The sequence below is a fragment of the Microbacterium altimontanum genome, from assembly GCF_058349865.2.
This window is the reverse complement of sequence record NZ_JBYRJB020000002.1, coordinates 309,922-325,131: the sequence shown is the minus strand read 5'-3', so window position 1 is coordinate 325,131 and position 15,210 is coordinate 309,922. Positions and strand designations below refer to the sequence as shown.

13 protein-coding genes are annotated in these 15,210 nt (G+C 69.2%); 3 read left to right on the top strand and 10 right to left on the bottom strand.

Features of this window, described 5'->3' with window-relative positions; translation table 11 throughout:
- Window positions 1–217 precede the first annotated feature (217 nt).
- Window positions 218–1,678, top strand: a complete 1,461-nt coding sequence (locus AC3RX1_RS03775; RefSeq protein ID WP_491499909.1) for an MFS transporter — start codon at window positions 218–220, stop codon at window positions 1,676–1,678.
- A 16-nt stretch (window positions 1,679–1,694) separates the two neighbouring features.
- Here the strand turns inward: AC3RX1_RS03775 and AC3RX1_RS03770 are convergent, their stop codons facing one another.
- The 10 genes from AC3RX1_RS03770 to AC3RX1_RS03725 form a co-directional block, all read right to left on the bottom strand.
- Window positions 1,695–2,711: an ABC transporter permease gene (locus AC3RX1_RS03770; RefSeq protein ID WP_491499908.1), complete on the bottom strand. Its 1,017-nt coding sequence runs from the start codon at window positions 2,709–2,711 to the stop codon at window positions 1,695–1,697.
- Window positions 2,708–4,324, bottom strand: a complete 1,617-nt coding sequence (locus AC3RX1_RS03765; protein WP_491499907.1) for a sugar ABC transporter ATP-binding protein — start codon at window positions 4,322–4,324, stop codon at window positions 2,708–2,710. Before AC3RX1_RS03765 ends, AC3RX1_RS03770 begins: the two co-directional genes overlap by 4 nt.
- Window positions 4,312–5,454, bottom strand: coding sequence for a sugar ABC transporter substrate-binding protein (locus tag AC3RX1_RS03760; protein ID WP_491499906.1), 1,143 nt, complete (start codon window positions 5,452–5,454; stop codon window positions 4,312–4,314). The genes AC3RX1_RS03765 and AC3RX1_RS03760 overlap by 13 nt, the downstream gene beginning before the upstream one ends.
- Window positions 5,455–5,624: 170 nt before the next feature.
- Complete coding sequence (locus AC3RX1_RS03755) at window positions 5,625–6,422, bottom strand: SDR family NAD(P)-dependent oxidoreductase (RefSeq protein ID WP_491499905.1); 798 nt, start codon at window positions 6,420–6,422, stop codon at window positions 5,625–5,627.
- A complete protein-coding gene (locus AC3RX1_RS03750; RefSeq protein WP_491499904.1) occupies window positions 6,419–7,834 on the bottom strand; it encodes an FAD-binding oxidoreductase in 1,416 nt (471 codons plus the stop codon). The genes AC3RX1_RS03755 and AC3RX1_RS03750 overlap by 4 nt, the downstream gene beginning before the upstream one ends.
- 91 nt (window positions 7,835–7,925) lie before the next feature.
- Window positions 7,926–8,690, bottom strand: coding sequence for an SDR family NAD(P)-dependent oxidoreductase (locus AC3RX1_RS03745; protein WP_491499903.1), 765 nt, complete (start codon window positions 8,688–8,690; stop codon window positions 7,926–7,928).
- 46 nt (window positions 8,691–8,736) lie between these two features.
- A complete protein-coding gene (locus AC3RX1_RS03740) occupies window positions 8,737–9,660 on the bottom strand; it encodes a LysR family transcriptional regulator (RefSeq protein WP_491499902.1) in 924 nt (307 codons plus the stop codon).
- A gap of 35 nt (window positions 9,661–9,695) precedes the next feature.
- A complete protein-coding gene (locus tag AC3RX1_RS03735) occupies window positions 9,696–10,664 on the bottom strand; it encodes a fumarylacetoacetate hydrolase family protein (protein WP_491499901.1) in 969 nt (322 codons plus the stop codon).
- A gap of 1 nt (window position 10,665) precedes the next feature.
- The gene (locus AC3RX1_RS03730; RefSeq protein ID WP_491499900.1) at window positions 10,666–10,959 is read right to left on the bottom strand and encodes a putative quinol monooxygenase; all 294 of its coding nucleotides are present in this window, start codon (window positions 10,957–10,959) and stop codon (window positions 10,666–10,668) included.
- Window positions 10,960–11,118: 159 nt separating this feature from the next.
- Window positions 11,119–11,886 carry a cyclase family protein gene (locus AC3RX1_RS03725; protein ID WP_491499899.1) on the bottom strand — a complete coding sequence of 256 codons (768 nt, stop codon included), beginning with the start codon at window positions 11,884–11,886 and terminating at the stop codon, window positions 11,119–11,121.
- A gap of 207 nt (window positions 11,887–12,093) precedes the next feature.
- Here AC3RX1_RS03725 and AC3RX1_RS03720 point away from each other — a divergent pair, with 207 nt between their 5' ends.
- Window positions 12,094–13,470, top strand: coding sequence for an NADP-dependent succinic semialdehyde dehydrogenase (locus AC3RX1_RS03720; RefSeq protein WP_491499898.1), 1,377 nt, complete (start codon window positions 12,094–12,096; stop codon window positions 13,468–13,470).
- 175 nt (window positions 13,471–13,645) lie between these two features.
- A complete protein-coding gene (locus AC3RX1_RS03715) occupies window positions 13,646–15,157 on the top strand; it encodes an HNH endonuclease signature motif containing protein (RefSeq protein ID WP_491499897.1) in 1,512 nt (503 codons plus the stop codon).
- The last annotated feature ends 53 nt before the right edge of the window (window positions 15,158–15,210 follow it).

The following is a 15,210-nucleotide window of genomic DNA, read 5'->3' as shown; positions in this document are numbered from 1 at the left end:
CGTCGCTCCGCCGGCTCGTGTGACGGCGGCGCGGCCCGACCCGCTGCACGAGTGATCCCGACGTCGCCGAAAACGGATCCACATACCCCCGGTCGGTGGTAAATTTCCGATCAGCTGGCAGCCTCGGGGCGCCGGCGATGTCCGACACCTCTTGGGCGATCCCTCACCGTCGCGTCACCGATGCTGACGCATCCGCACGACGAAGTGGAGGATTGGCATGGACGGCGCAGAAGCAGGACTTTCGGCGGGAGTGCTCGGTGAGCCCATCCCGCCCGCCTCGCGGGAGGTGATGGCGCGGCTCGACCGCATCCGCACATGGTCGCTGTCGCCGATGTTCCTCGTGATCATCGGCCTCGGCTTCCTCTTCACGTTCTACGACATCTTCGACATCAACGTGTCGTTCGTGCAGACGTGCACGCAGCTCGTGCCCGGTTGCACGCCGGAGACGGCGCTGAACTATCTCGCGCTGCCGACCATCCTGAACCTGCTCGGGTACGTGGTCGGCACCCTGGCGCTCAGCCCGCTGTCCGACCGCATCGGCCGCCGGAACATGCTGCTCATCACGATGCTCATCACCGGGCTCGGTTCGCTGTACACGGCCCTGTCGCCGGACTACGCGAACTTCGTGGTGTCGCGGGCGATCACCGGGATCGGCATCGGCGCGGACCTCGCGATCGTGAACACCTACGTCGGCGAGGTCGCGCCGAAGCAGTCTCGCGCGAAGTTCACGACCGTCGTGTTCATCATGTCGGCGGTCGGGGCGTTCGTCGGCATCTGGCTGGGGCTCATCCTCACGACCGAGAGCACACCGTGGCCGGCGGGCCTGCCGTTCGCGGTGGGTGCGTCCAGCGGCTGGCGCTGGATGTACGTGGTGGGCGCGGCCCTCGCGATCATCGCGATCATCCTGCGATTCCAGCTCCCCGAGTCGGTGCGCTGGCTCCTGCAGAAGGGACGGACGGCGGATGCCGCGGCCATCGCCGACGACATGGAGCGGCGCGCGCTGCGGCGGGGCCCCCTCGCCCCGCCGATGCTGGACGCGACGCCGACGCACTGGCCGCCGGCGCGACGCGTTCCGTACGCCGACATCTTCGGCAACCCGGTGTATCTGCGTCGCGTCATCCTGCTGTTCTTCATGTGGTTCGTCGGCTACATCACGGTGTACGCGTACGCCGCCGGGTTCACCTCGGTGCTCACGTCGCTCAAGTACACCCCGCCCGAGGCGGGCATCATCGCGGCCGTGGGATCGATCGGGTTCATCGTCGAGGCCGTTGTGATGTCGTTCATCGTCGAGAAGCTCGAGCGGCGCTACTGGCTGCCCATCGGCACCGTCGTGACGTTCATCGGCGCCATCGTCGTCGCCGTCGGGAGCAGCTCTCTCGGCGTCGTGTTCGTCGGCGCGATGATCATCTTCGCCGGCTTCAACCTGTGGGTCTCGCCGAGCTACGCCATGACGATTGAGAGCTTCCCGACCCGGGCCCGCTCGACCGGCTTCGCGATCGTCGACGGCGTCGGCCACATCGGCGGCGGCATCGGCATCCTGATCCTGGCGCCGCTGATCCCGCACCTGTCGGTGTTCTGGGCGCTCATGCTGGTCTCGTCGTTCCTGATCATCGCGTCGATCCTCGCCCAGTTCGCTCCGCACACCCGCAACCGGGTCTTCGAGGAGGTCTCTCCGTAGCGGGGACGGCCCCGCGTCACCCACGGCGCTTGCTGCGCCCGAGGTAGGTGGAGAGCGCGACCGCCGCGAGCAGCGCGACGCCGTTGAACACGCTCGACGCCCATCCGCTGGCTCCCGACAGGGCGAGGCCGCTCACCGACACCGACACGAACACCGCGCCGATGATCGTGCCCCAGACGTTGAAGAAGCCGGGACGGATCGCCGTCGCGCCGAGGAACACCGCGGCCAGCGCCGGGAACAGCAGCGTGCCGCCATCCGATGCCGTCGCACTGCCGACGCGCGCGAGCTGCAGCACGCCGGCGCCGCCGGCGATGAACCCGGCGACGATGAAGCTCCACCAGACGTTGCGCTCCACCGGCAGACCGACGAGCTTCGCGGCGGTCGGGTTCGAGCCGATCGCGTACAGCGAGCGGCCGAACGGGGTGTGCGTGAAGAAGTACCAGGCGACGAGTGCGACCAGCACCGTGATGAAGAACACGAGCGGGATGCCGGCGAGGCGCGTCGAACCGAACTTGATCAGCGCCGGGTCGAGGCCGCTCACGAACGTCTTGCCGCCCGTGAACCAGCTCATGAGCCCTGCGAGCAGCATCGACATGCCGAGCGTCGTGACGAAGGGGCTCATGTGCAGGCGGGTCACGAAGAAGCCGTTCGCCACGCCGACGAGCGTGCCGAGGGCCAGCGAGATGACGATCGACAGCCACAGCGGCATCCCGAACACCGACATGAACCCCGCGGTCATCACCTGCGTCATCACCGCGTTGGCGCCGAGGGAGAAGTCGAAGTAGTTGCATACGAGCGGGAACAGTGCGGCGATCGAGATCAGCGCGATGACGGCCTGGCTGCCCAGGATCACGTTGAGGTTGTTCATCGTCGGGAACGACGCCGCCGACAGCGGGAAGAAGCAGAAGAACGCGTAGACGAGGACCGTCAGGAGGGGCAGGGCGTAGTTCTCGAGCAGCTTCAGCGCCGCCGGCGTCTGCTTCACGGGGATCGAGACTGTCGCCGTGGTCGGCGGTGTCTTCGTGTCGGTCATGGGGTCGCCTCCACGGGGGAATCGGGAATGGTCTTCTCGCGCAGCACGAGGCTGGTCAGGGCGTCGACGTCGAGAGCGCCGGCGGCCACTTCGTCGGTGATCCGGCCGCGGCTGAGCACGAGCGTCCGGTCGCACAGCGCATGGATCTCGGCGAGGTCGCTGGAGGCGACGATGACGGCGCATCCGTCGGCCGCCGCGCGACGGATGCTGTCGTAGATGTCGACGCGGCTCATCACGTCGACGCCCTGCGTCGGCTCGTCGAGGAGCAGCAGACGCGGGTGGCGGTGCATCCACCGCGCGAGCACGGCCTTCTGCTGGTTGCCCCCCGACATCGAGGAGAACAGCGCGTCGGGTCCCGCGACCTTGACGCCGAACTCGCCGATCAGGCGACGTGCCGTCGCGCGCTCGCGCGAGCGGGGCATGAACCCGCCGGCACGGTTCTCGGCCAGGTTCGCGAGGGCGATGTTCTCGGCGATGGTCTGGTCCATGAAGGATGCCTCGTGGACGCGGTCCTCGGGCACCAGGGCGACGCCGGCATCCATCGCCTCGCCGACGCTGCGAGGTGCGTACGGTTCGCCGGCGAGCAGCATGGTGCCGTCGTCGGGGGAGTGCTCGCCGAAGATCGTCTTGAGCACGCTGGAGCGGCCCGACCCCACGAGGCCGGTCAGCCCGAGAATCTCGCCGCGGTGCACGGTGAAGTCGACGCCGCGCACAGGACCGCCGCGCAGTCCCGTGACCGACAGGACGGGCGTGAGCTCGGCGCGGGAGCTGTCGCCGGTCGGGCGCAGGGCGCGCACCGCCTTGCCGGCCATGATCTCGATGAGGCGGTCCTCGGTCGGCGACTCGCCGACGAGCTCGCCGGCGACGCGACCGTCGCGGTAGATCGTGAAGTCGTCCGAGACCGCAAGCACCTCACGCAGGCGGTGGCTGACGATGAGCACGGTCTGGCCCTGTTCGGCGCGGCGGCGCACCCGCTCCAGGAGCAGCTCGGACTCGTGCGCCGCGAGGCGCGCCGTCGGCTCGTCGAGGACGAGGATGAGCTGCTGATCGGCGTCCTGGTCCTGCAGGGCCCGGGCGATCGCGACCATCGTCTGGTCTGACGGGCGCAGCCTGCCGACGGGTGTGCGCGGGTGCACGTCGAGCTCGTAGTCCTTCAGCAGGGCGCTCACCCGACGGCGCAGCGCACGCCAGTCGATGCCGGCGCCGCGACGGGGGTAGCCCGCGTCGAGGGCGAAGTTCTCCTCGATCGAGAGGTCGTCGAACAGGCCGAGGTCCTGGTGGACGAACCTGAGTCCTGACTGCTGTGCGGTCGCCGGGCTGTAGTCGTGCAGGTCGAGCGGGCGGCCGAAGATCGTCAGCTCGCCCGCGTCAGCCGGGTACACCCCGGCCAGGATCTTGATCGTGGTGGACTTGCCGGAGCCGTTGCCCCCGAGCAGCGCGTGCACGGTTCCGCGGCGCACACGCAGCGACGCGTCGTTCAGGGCCCGAGTGCCGGCGAAGTCCTTGTCGAGGTGGCGCACCTCGAGCGCGTAGTCGGGCGTCGACGCCCCGGGAGCAGCAGAGGTGACCTCTGCCGCTCCCAGGTTCGTCGTGGCGTTCGTCACTTGCCCCATGCCGCCAGGAACTTCGACTTCCAGTCGATGCTGCCGTCGTACGGCCCCGACTTCGGCATGTTGTGGTCGGCGTCGACGGCCTGCAGCGACTGACCGATGAACGCCGGCTTCTTCTTGTCGAGCACGCGGATGGCGGTGTCGACGGAGCCCCACGCCTCCCAGGTCTGCGCCTGGCCGATCGTCGCAGTGATGCCCGGCTGGCCCTGGCGGATCATGTCGAGCGCCGCCGCGGAGCCGAAGCCGCCCACCACCGTGAGCTTGTCGGCGAGGCCGGCCTGGCTGATGCCGGCGGCGAGACCGTTGACGAGGAACGCATCGGTCGGCATGACGAGCGCGCTGGCGTCGGGGTTCGCCATCAGCACGCTGACGATCTTCTGCACGAACGATCCGTCGGCCTGCTCGGGGTCGGAGACGTCGACGGTCGCGACGACCTCGCCGCTGCCCAGGGCCTTGACCTCGTCGGAGTACGCGGCCGTCACCATGCCGCCCCACGGGTTGCTGGTCATGTTCACGACGACGGCCTTCAGTTTGCCGTCGGTCTTGCCCCACGTGTAGTCGGCCTGCAGCTTGCCGATCGCCTGGAACGGCGTCGGCACCGGGGCGTCGGGCAGCCAGAGGCGATCCGTGTCCCAGACCTTCGGGTTGCAGTCGTCGATGCCGCCCCCGCCGACGATCGTGACGCCGGCCGCCTTCGCCTCGGCGAACGCCGCGGCCGCGGCGCTGCAGCTGATGCCGACCGGAACCAGCACATCCGCTCCGCCGGCGATGGCCTGCCGGATGGCCGTGGCGAAGCCCTCGGGGCTCAGCTTGCCGTCGACGACCGTGCCCTTCCAGCCCGCGGTCTTGGCGGCGTCGACCATCGCGGCGGCGGGATACGAGCATGTGGCGTTGGACTCGCCGCACGACATGACGTAGAAGTTCATGCCGGCCTTCGGCGCCGCCGGTTCGAGGTCGGCGAGATCCGAGCCGATGCCCTTGTACGCGGTGTCGAGGGCGGTCTGCGCTGCGGAACTGAGGGAGCTGGATGCCGAGGGGCCCGCTGCCCCGCCGTCATCGGACGAACATGCGCTCACCGAGAGCGCAATCACGGCGACGGCTGCGGCCATCGCGATCTTGCGTGCTGTTCTCACGGACACTCCTGCTGTGTGTCGGGAGGGGGATGCCGTGGGCGTCCTTGCCTCGCGTCGGGTCTGGCGGCTGTGCCAGTCCTGTCATCACACCAGAGCGCGGGGGCAACCGGTACGCCGGTGCGGTGATGCCTTGCATCGGGGGTGACGATGTGTCCGTCGCGGGCGGCGGATCAGTCGGCGACCAGGGTCCCACCGTCGATCACGATGTTCTGACCGCTGACGAAGGCGCCGGCGTCCGACGCGAGCCACACGACGGCGCCGGCGACCTCCTCGGGCCGGCCGAACCGGCCGAGCGGGGTCTTTCCCAGGCGCACCGCGGCGGCATCCGGATCACCGGTGATCGGCGTCGCGAACTCCGTGGCAATCACGCCGGGCGAGAGCGCGTTGGCACGGATGCCGCGCGGCCCCCACTGCACGGCGAGGTTGCGCACGAGCTGCGCGTTCGCGGCCTTCGTGATGCCGTAACCGCCGATCGCGCGGTTTCCGCGCAGTCCCGACAGGCTCGACATCACGAGGAAGAGTCCGCCGCCGCCTTCGGCCATCACCGGCAGCGCGGTGTCGGCGAGGCGCAGGACCGAGCGGACATGCAGATCGAGCATGCGGTCGAGGCGCCCGAGCGCGGGTTCGGTGCCCGGCCGCTCCGCGTCGTCGGGAGCGTCGAGTGCGGCGCCCGCGTTCGCGAACACGATGTCGAGGCGGCGCCAGCGGTCGACGGCCGTCTCGACAAGCGCGGCGGCGGCTGCCGCATCCGTCACATCGCATTCGAGGCCGATCGCCGACATGCCGCGCGCGGTGAGGGATGCGGCGACGCCGACAGCGTTCCCGAGTCCGGCTACGATCACGCGGGCGCCGGCGGCCGCGAGGGCTTCGGCGGTCACGAGACCGATCCCGCTCGTGGCGCCGGTGACGATCGCGACGCGCCCCGCGAGCGAGAACAGCGCATCCGGCCGCAGCGGGGAGTCGATCATGCGCGGGCCAGCTCCCAGTGGTTGTGGTTGATCGTGGTGTCGTCGGCGGCGAGGTACCGGTGGAAGCGCCCCTCCGGGTCACGCGCGGCGATGATCCGCTGCAGGCGCTCCCAGTTCTCCGGCGCCATGAATCGCAGCTGGCGGTTGGTCATGTCGGAGTCGCCCAGATACTGGCCGGCCGTCACGGGCTCCGCATGCGCAAAGACCTCGTTCACCCATGCGCGGTTGCGGGGATACTCGGCCCGGTCCTCGTACACGGTGTAAGCGGCGACGTAGGCATCGGTGTGCAGCGAGAACGCCATGTCGGGCAGCGGACGGCGCGGAGCGTTGCTCATCCAGATCGCGAAGCCGCGTGCGGTCGGGTTCGTGGTGAAGAGCGGGCGGATGCCGTCGACGATCGCGGCGATGCCCGCCGGCGTGTCCTCACCGTCGACCCAGGCGCAGTCGGTGATGTACTGCCAGTGCTCGGGGTTGTTGCGCTCCTGCTCGACACGCTGCTCGGCGAGCGTCGTCGGGGCGGCGTCCTGGACGAACACTGCCCGCTCGAGGACGGGGCTGGTGTTGAACGCGGCGAGGGAGGCGCGCGCGTGCCCGGCGTCGTCGCCGAACGCGAGACCCGTGACGAGGAAGAGGCGTCGCTCGGATCCGTCGGGCAGGGGCACCGGGACCGAGACGCATACGATCTCGACGTTGTCGGGGATGCGATGATGCGTCTTGTACATCCACGTCATGACCTCGGTGAAGTCGTCGAGCTCGTAGCCGTGCACGGTGTGCGCGAGCGCGCCGGAGAGCGGCCGGGTCGCGAGGTGGAAGCGCACGACGATGCCCGGGAAGCTCGGGCCGGCGCCGCGCGCCGCCCAGTAGAGGTCGGTGTTCTGGACGGCGTCGGCGCGCAGCAACTCTCCGTCGGCGGTGACCACGTCGATCGCGACGATGGATTCGGCCGCCCAGCCCCAGCCGCGCTGATTCCATCCCTGCCCACCCTGCAGCAGGAAGCCGCCGATCCCGACCGACGGGCAGTGGCCGCCGTTGAAGAAGCGTCCCCGCTCCTCGAGGTAGGGCGAGAGCACGTCGCCGCCCTTCACCGCAGGGCCGGCGCTGACGATGTGCGTCTGCTCGTCGTACTCGATGCCGTCGAGCGCCACGAGGTCGATCAGCAGACCGCCGTCGCGGACGCTCCATGCCGCCCAGGCGTGGCCGCCGGAGCGGACGGCGACGGTCCAGCCCTTCTGCGCCGCGAGCCGCACGCCGCTCTGCACATCGGCGACCGATGCTGCCAGGAGCACCGCATCCGGCTGCCGGTCCGGTCGTCGGCCGTTGAAGATCCGGCCGACGCGGGCGTCGTCCCAGTCGGGGTCGGCGGGCAGGACGAGGCGGCCGTCGAAGGCCGTCGGGGTGGTGTCGGGGGTCATCGTCGATCTCCTCGGATGCGTCTGCCCCCACGGTAGGGAACGGATGCGGCGGCCTGAAGGCGGTCGCGGGGATACCACCTATCGGGATCGATCAGCCGAGGACCGAGCCTCCGCCGTCCACGACGAGGTTGACGCCGGTGATCCAGCTCGCCTCGTCGGAGGCGAGGAACACCGCGGCGTTGACGACGTCGTCGGGCCGGCCCACGCGCCCGAGCGGGATGCGGTCCCAGGTCGCCTTGAGCGGGGCCGGCGGATCCTCGACGAGGAAGCTCGTAGCCGGCGTCTCGATGAACCCGGGAGAGATGCACACGGCGCGGATGCCGTGCGGGCCGCCTTCGACGGCCAGCTGCTGGGTGAGATTGATGACGCCGGCCTTCGCCGCACCGTGGGCGTTCTGCGGCATGAACTCGACTCCGCGGGTTCCGGCGATGGAGCCGATGTTCACGATGACGCCGCCGGTCGCCTTCAGGTGCTTCCAGGCCGCGCGGACGGCGTAGAACACGATGTTCAGCTCCATGTCGATCGCGAACCGCCAGTCGTCGACGCTGATCTCGTCGATGGCGCCGAACCGCTGGATGGAAGCGTTGTTGTAGAGGATGTCGACGCCGCCGTACACCGTCGCGGCCTCATCGACCCATGCCTCGACCGTGTGGGCGTCACCGGCGTCGACCGGGGCGAAGCCGGTGATCTCGCCACCCTCGGCGCGCACGAGGCGCACCGTCTCGTCGAGTCCGTCGCCGTTCAGGTCGCAGCCCACGACCCTGGCTCCCTCGGCGGCGAAGCGCCGTGCGGCCTCCCGGCCCATCCCGCCGCCGATCCCGGTGATCAGCGCGACCTTCTCCTCGAGCCGTCCCATGCGGTACTCCCTCCCGCTTCTGCGGTTGCGTTGATGCCGTCGCGCCTCAGTCGTCGGAGGCGTCGGCGAACTCGATGTGCTCGGCTACGGTCCGCAGCACGCCGATGAGCCAGCGCAGCGCGGGGTCGTCCCCACGCGATGGATGCCAGAACGCCGACTCGACGAGGACCGGCAGGCGCAGCGGGATGCGCGCCGTCACCAGTCCCAGCTCCTCCGCGTACAGGTCGGCGACCCGGGTGGGGACGAAGCCGAAGAAGTCGGTGCCGGCCACCGTGTACGGCACGGGAAGGAAGCCGGGCACCGCCCGCGCAACCGGTGGGCTGATGCCGGCCTCGGCGAGGGCGTCGTCGACGAACATCACGACCCCCTCGGCGAACGCGATCTGCACGTACGGCATCGTCGCGAGATCCTCGAGGCTGAGGCATCCGTCCCGCAGCCGCGGGTGACCGGCACGCACGATGCAGGCCATCGTGTCGGAGAAGAGCGACAGCCGCTTGCCCGGCACTCCCTGTACCGCCGACGCCACCACGACGTCGTCGCGCAGCAGGTCGACCGGCTCGATGCTGTTCAGCGGCGAGAACTCCACCGACACATGCGGCGCCTCGCGGGCGAGCACGTCGAGCAGCGGACCGGTCATGACAGACAGGGCGTAGTCGGATGCCGTGAGGCGGAACTGGCGATCGCTGGTGAGCGGGTCGAACATCGGCCGCACGTTGAGGGTGCGGCCGATCGCGACCATGGCCTCGCGGACGAGGGGCTGCAGCTCCTGCGCCTTCGGCGTGAGTTCCGACAGGCGTCCGCCCCGCACCAGCAGCGGGTCGTCGAGAAGCTTGCGCAGCTTCGCCATCGCGCCGCTCACGCCGGGCTGGGTGAGGCCGATGGCCTCGCCGGCGCGCGTGAGGTTCCGTTCAGTGAGGATCGCGTCGAGCACGACGATGAGGTTGATGTCGACCCCGCGCAGATCACCCATGACGCCGAGCATAGACACCTCGTTGCGCACGCGCGTCAGAGCCGATCGGGGCCGTAGGTGCGGCGCGCCGGGGGCACGGTGTAGCCGGGGCTCGCGGTCTCCACGATGCGGTTCGAGATCGTGCCGAGCCCCTCGACGGTCATCGTGACGACGTCCCCGACCTGCAGCGGCGGGATGACGAGCTCGCCGCCCGCGCGCGCCCACCGCTCCGACAGCGCGCCCTGCGACGCCGTGCCGGTGGCGAGCACGTCCCCCGCGCCGACCCAGGCGTCACGGGAGGCGTGCACGAGCATCTCCTCGAACGACCATGACATGTTGCGCAGGTTGTCGGTGCCGACGACCTCGCCGTTGATCGCGACGCTCATCTCGAGTGCGTAGCGGTCGCCTTCGCGGTACTTCTCCAGCTCGTCGGGGGTGGTGATCCACGGTCCGAGGGTGTTGGCGAAGTCCTTGCCCTTGTTGGGCCCGAGTCCCACCCGCATCTCATTGCCCTGGATGTCGCGCGCGCTCCAGTCGTTGAGGATGCAGAAGCCGGCGATGTGCTCGGCGGCCTCCTCGATCGGAACGTCGCGCACCGTGTGCTTGACGATCATGGCCACCTCGAGCTCGAAGTCGAGCTTCTGGGTGAACGGCGGCATCGGGATGTCGGCGCCCGAGGGCACGACCGACCACGGGTTCATGAACAGGAAGGCGGGTGCCTCGTACCACTGCTGCGGCACCGTGCCGTCGCCCGGCTCGTTCTTCTTCATGCCGGCGATGTGCGCCTCGAAGACGAGGAAGTCGCGCATCGCGCGCGGCTGGACCGGCACCGTGAGCGTGGCGTCCTGAATGGGCAGCTTCTGGTATCGGCCGCCGCGCACGTTCAGATCACGGCGCACCTCCTCGGGCGCGTTGAGCAGGTCGAGGATCTCGGGGTCGCCCGGGACGTCCTGCAGTCGGCCGTGCTGCACCCGCCCCGTGTGGACGATGCCGTTCGAGCCGACATAGCGGGCGTACTGCGCCATGTCAGAAGTCCAGGGTCTCGTAGAAGTCGCGCTGGCGGGTCTGCAGCGCCGGGATGGCCTGACCCAGCGCCCACTGCTCGAAGTGGGGGTAGGTGCCGTGCTCCTTGAAGGCCGCCTCGTCGGTGTAGACCTCGAAGATGCGGAACACGTTCGGCTCGTCCGGGCTCTGGTACGCCTGGTAGTAGAGGTTGCCGGGCTCGTCGCGGGAGGCGGGCGACAGCTTCTCGAGCGCGTCGCGGACGGTCTCTTCCTCGCCCGGGTTGGCGATCCAGGTGGCGCTGCAGATGAAGGCCATGGTGGTTCCTTTCGAACGTCTTTGTCGTGGCGGTGCCGCCGCTCTCACGGTACGGAGAGCGGGATGGCGGGGACAGTGCGTCGCGGCGATGCCAGGCATCGCGGGGGCGGTCCGGGGATGCCGGGCCGCCCCGCAGGACGCCGGTCGCGGCATCCGCCGTCACTCGTCGAAGATCGCGACGGCCCTCGTCCAGCCGGCAGACGCTCCGCGCACCTTCGCCGGGAAGCAGGCGACGGTGAAGCCGAAGGCGGGGATGTCCTGCAGGTTCTGCAGCTTCTCGATCTGACAGTAGGCGACCTCGGCTCCCGCCTTGTGTCCCTCCCACACGATCGAGGGATCACCGGTCTCTTCGAACTGCCGGCGGTTGATCGAGACCGGGAGGTCCCAGCCCCACGCGTCGGTGCCGACCACTCGCACGCCCTTGCCGGTGAGGTGGAGGGTCGCCTCGCGGCCGAAGCCGATGCCCTTGTCGATGTAGTCGTCGTCGCCGTATGCGGCCGCCGCGACGGTGTGTGCCAGCACGATGTCGAACGGCTGCAGCTCGTAGCCGATGCGCTCGAGCTCGGCGTCGATGTCGGCGGGTGTGACGAGGTGGCCGTTGGGCAGATGGCGCAGATCGAGCTTGACGCCGGGGCGGAAGAACCAGTCCAGGGGCACCTCATCGATCGTCCAGGAGCGCTCGCCGTTGTTCATCGTCGGGTGGTAGTGCCACGGGGCGTCGACGTGCGTGCCGGCGTGCGTGGTGATCGTCATGGTCTCTGCGGCGAGCCCCTGCCCGTCGGGCAGCTGCTCGGGAAGGATCCCGTACATCGCGTACATGTCCTTGAGGCCGGCGATGTGGTCCTTGTACTCGATCTTCGGACGCAGGAACGGCGGGTCGACGGGGATGACGTCGTCGAGGGGCATTGACAGGTCTACGAAACGCATGGGCGACTCCTTTGTGCGGCTCCCATCCAACGCCGAGGCACGCGTCTTCGCTCCCCCTGTCGCTGATGGTAGGCATCGGCGTCTTCCACTCTGTCGCCTGCTTCGCGGGCGGCGGGGTGGCGGCATGGCAGTCATCGTTCGCCGAAATGGACGCGCGCCGTGCGCGCGACGTACGCTCGCCAGGACTGACTCGGTGAGGAGAAACCCATGGCCATCGCGACGATCAATCCCTCCACGGGGCAGACTGAGCAGACGTTCGAGCCCCACGACGAGGCCGAGGTGGATCGCCGCATCGCCGCGGCCGACGCCGCGTACGACGTGCTGAAGCAGACGACGTTCGCGCAGCGCGGGGAGTGGATGCGGCGGGCCGCCGCCATCCTCGAGGAAGACGTCGAGCAGCTTGCGCGGTTGATCACGATCGAGATGGGCCGGCCGATCGCCGGGGCCCGGGCCGAGGTGCTGAAGTCGGCGAAGGGCCTGCGGTACTACGCCGACCACGCCGAGGAGTTCCTCGCACCCGATGCGCTTTCCGACCCCTCCACCGTCGGTGCCTCCGCCGCCGGCACCCGCTACGCGCCGATCGGCGTCGTGCTCGCCGTGATGCCGTGGAACTACCCGCTCTGGCAGGTGCTGCGGTTCGCGGGCCCGGCGCTCATGGCCGGAAACACCGGACTGCTCAAGCACGCCTCGAATGTGCCTCAGGCCGCCCTCTACCTCGACACCCTCTTCGAGCGGGCAGGCTTCCCCGAGGGCGCGTTCCACACGCTGCTCATCCCGGCATCCGGCGTCGAGCGCGTCCTGCGCGACCCGCGCGTGAAGGCGACGACCCTCACCGGCTCCGAGCCGGCCGGCCGTTCGCTTGCCGCCATCGCGGGGTCCGAGGTCAAGCACGTCGTCCTGGAGCTCGGCGGATCGGACCCGTTCGTCGTGATGCCGAGCGCCGACGTCGAGCGCGCCGCGACGGTCGCCGTCACCGCACGCAACCAGAACAACGGCCAGTCGTGCATCGCCGCCAAGCGCTTCATCGTACACGCGGACGTCTACGACGAGTTCGTCCGGCTGTTCGCCGAGAAGGTCGCCGCGCTGAAGGTCGGCGACCCGCTCGACGAATCGACGGATGTCGGGCCCCTCGCCACCGAGTCGGGCCGGGATGAGCTCGCCGAGCAGGTGACGGATGCCGTGGCGAAGGGCGCCACGGTGCTCACCGGTGGACGGGCGCCCGAGCGGCCCGGCTGGTTCTATGAGCCGACGGTCCTCAGTGATGTGACCCCCGATATGCGCCTGTACCTGGAGGAGGCTTTCGGGCCCGTCGCATCCGTCTATCGCGCAGAGAGCCGCGAGGACGCGTTGCGCGTCGCCAACGGCACCACATTCGGGTTGAGCTCCGCAGTGTGGACGAACGATGCCGACGAGCAGGACTGGTTCATCACGAACCTCGACGCCGGCGCCGTCTTCGTGAACGGGATGACTGCGTCGTACCCCGAGCTGCCGTTCGGCGGCGTGAAGGACTCGGGGGTCGGCCGTGAACTCGCTGCCGCCGGCATCCGTGAATTCTGCAACCTCAAGACGGTGTGGAAGAGCTGAGCGCGCGTTTGCTTCGCGCGTCTGTTCCCATCTTTCTCGGGTCGTGCGCGGTTGGCGGGACCTCTTCTGGGTCAGAAGAACCGCGAAAACTTGCGGATTGAGCCTTGCTTCTCGTTGATGTGTTCGATACACTGGAACTACCGATGAGGCGGATCCCGACGAGGAGGTGGCCCCGATGTCAGCACCGACGGCGGGTCTGTCTCCGGTGATCTCCGAGTTGGATGAGCTGGTGGAGAGCATCTCCCACTGTCGTGAGCGGGCGGCGTCGGCGTTCGCGGCGGAGATGTTCTTCTTCGAACGTGTCGCCGGCATCGTGGAGCGGCGGGAGCGGGAACGAGGAGCCCAGATCGGGGCGACCACCAGTTCCTCCCAGTTGGGCATGCGGGAGGTGTTCGCCGAGGTCGCTGCTTCTCTCCGGTTGAGTGAGTGGCAGGTGGCACGCAAGGTCTCCACCGCGTGGACGCTCACGAACCAGTTCTACGAGACCCTCTGCGACGCCAGCTCCGGGCTGATCTCCCCCGAACACGCGATAGTGATCGCCGATACGGGTGCGGTGATCGAGGATGACGCGGTGCGCCGGGAGTACGAGGCGGTCGCGCGTGACATGGCGATGGAGATGACGCCCGGGCAGCTCCGCCCCGCCCTGGACGGGCTGGTGCAGCGCCTGGACCCGGAAGGCACCGAACAGCGAGTGCGGGGAGCCGTGAAACGGCGCAAGGTCACGGTGCGGGAACTGGAGCCGGGTCTTTCCCGGATCACCGCCGACGTGCCCACCGCGCAAGGTGTCGGGCTGTTCAACCGTTTGCGGGACATGGCCGCGGAACTGTACGCACAGAACGAGGCAGAGAAGGCCGAAGCCGAAGCAGCCGCCGCTGCGTCGAACGTGGAAGATGGCTCGATCGCAGAGGCTGATACCGAATCGGGCTCCGCTGATGATGGACATGCCGCGATCGCAGAGTGCAGCGCGACTGGTGAAGTGACCGACGACGCGATCGCGGATGCGGCCGAGGCGCCGGTGTTCGATGAGCGGACGCAGGCGCAGATCATGGCGGACGTGTTCTGCGACCTGCTGCTGACCAGCGTCCCCGAAGGCCACGGCGCCACCGACCAAGCACGAAGCGCGCTCGGCGCCATCTCACCCACCGTGCAGGTGACAGTCCCCGCCACCACCCTCGCCGGTACCAGGATCGGTGGGGCCGCGGTCGCCGGGTTCGGACCCATCGACGACGACACCGCCAAGCACCTGGCAGGGATGGCACCGGCGTGGGTGCGGGTGTTCACCGATCCGTCCACCGGGGTGCCGATCAGTGTGGACCGGTACCGGCCGAAGAAACGACAGCAACTGTTCCTGCAGGTGCGGGACCGGCAGTGCCGGTTCCCGGGATGCCGGCGTCCCGTCCAGAACTGCGATATCGATCACACGCTCGCGTACGCGGAGGGTGGTCCGACGTGCCTGTGCAATCTCGAGCACCTGTGCAAACGCCATCACACCGTCAAGCACGAGACCGACTGGTCGGTGGAGCAGCTCGGCGGCGGGACCCTACGGTGGACAGCGCCCACCCGCCGCACCCACCTCACCAGACCACCCGGCACCGTCAGATTCCAGATCGCCGCGCTGCTCGACCCGGACCCGAAACACAGCCACGCGATGCGCGAGGCACTCGAACGCGACCCCGCACCCTTCTGACAAGGCGACGCCGCGACGTCAACGCGACTTCGCGCTGTTCTCATCCCGATAGG

What these genes read in the sequence shown, in the direction of transcription:
- AC3RX1_RS03755 (WP_491499905.1), bottom strand. Translation starts at nt 6,422, where the DNA reads ATGATCGACTCCCCGCTGCGGCCGGATGCGCTGTTCTCGCTCGCGGGG.
- AC3RX1_RS03730 (WP_491499900.1), bottom strand. Translation starts at nt 10,959, where the DNA reads ATGGCCTTCATCTGCAGCGCCACCTGGATCGCCAACCCGGGCGAGGAA.
- AC3RX1_RS03765 (WP_491499907.1), bottom strand. Translation starts at nt 4,324, where the DNA reads ATGGGGCAAGTGACGAACGCCACGACGAACCTGGGAGCGGCAGAGGTC.
- AC3RX1_RS03735 (WP_491499901.1), bottom strand. Translation starts at nt 10,664, where the DNA reads ATGGCGCAGTACGCCCGCTATGTCGGCTCGAACGGCATCGTCCACACG.
- AC3RX1_RS03750 (WP_491499904.1), bottom strand. Translation starts at nt 7,834, where the DNA reads ATGACCCCCGACACCACCCCGACGGCCTTCGACGGCCGCCTCGTCCTG.
- AC3RX1_RS03725 (WP_491499899.1), bottom strand. Translation starts at nt 11,886, where the DNA reads ATGCGTTTCGTAGACCTGTCAATGCCCCTCGACGACGTCATCCCCGTC.
- AC3RX1_RS03715 (WP_491499897.1), top strand. Translation starts at nt 13,646, where the DNA reads ATGTCAGCACCGACGGCGGGTCTGTCTCCGGTGATCTCCGAGTTGGAT.
- AC3RX1_RS03745 (WP_491499903.1), bottom strand. Translation starts at nt 8,690, where the DNA reads ATGGGACGGCTCGAGGAGAAGGTCGCGCTGATCACCGGGATCGGCGGC.
- AC3RX1_RS03770 (WP_491499908.1), bottom strand. Translation starts at nt 2,711, where the DNA reads ATGACCGACACGAAGACACCGCCGACCACGGCGACAGTCTCGATCCCC.
- AC3RX1_RS03740 (WP_491499902.1), bottom strand. Translation starts at nt 9,660, where the DNA reads ATGGGTGATCTGCGCGGGGTCGACATCAACCTCATCGTCGTGCTCGAC.
- AC3RX1_RS03775 (WP_491499909.1), top strand. Translation starts at nt 218, where the DNA reads ATGGACGGCGCAGAAGCAGGACTTTCGGCGGGAGTGCTCGGTGAGCCC.
- AC3RX1_RS03720 (WP_491499898.1), top strand. Translation starts at nt 12,094, where the DNA reads ATGGCCATCGCGACGATCAATCCCTCCACGGGGCAGACTGAGCAGACG.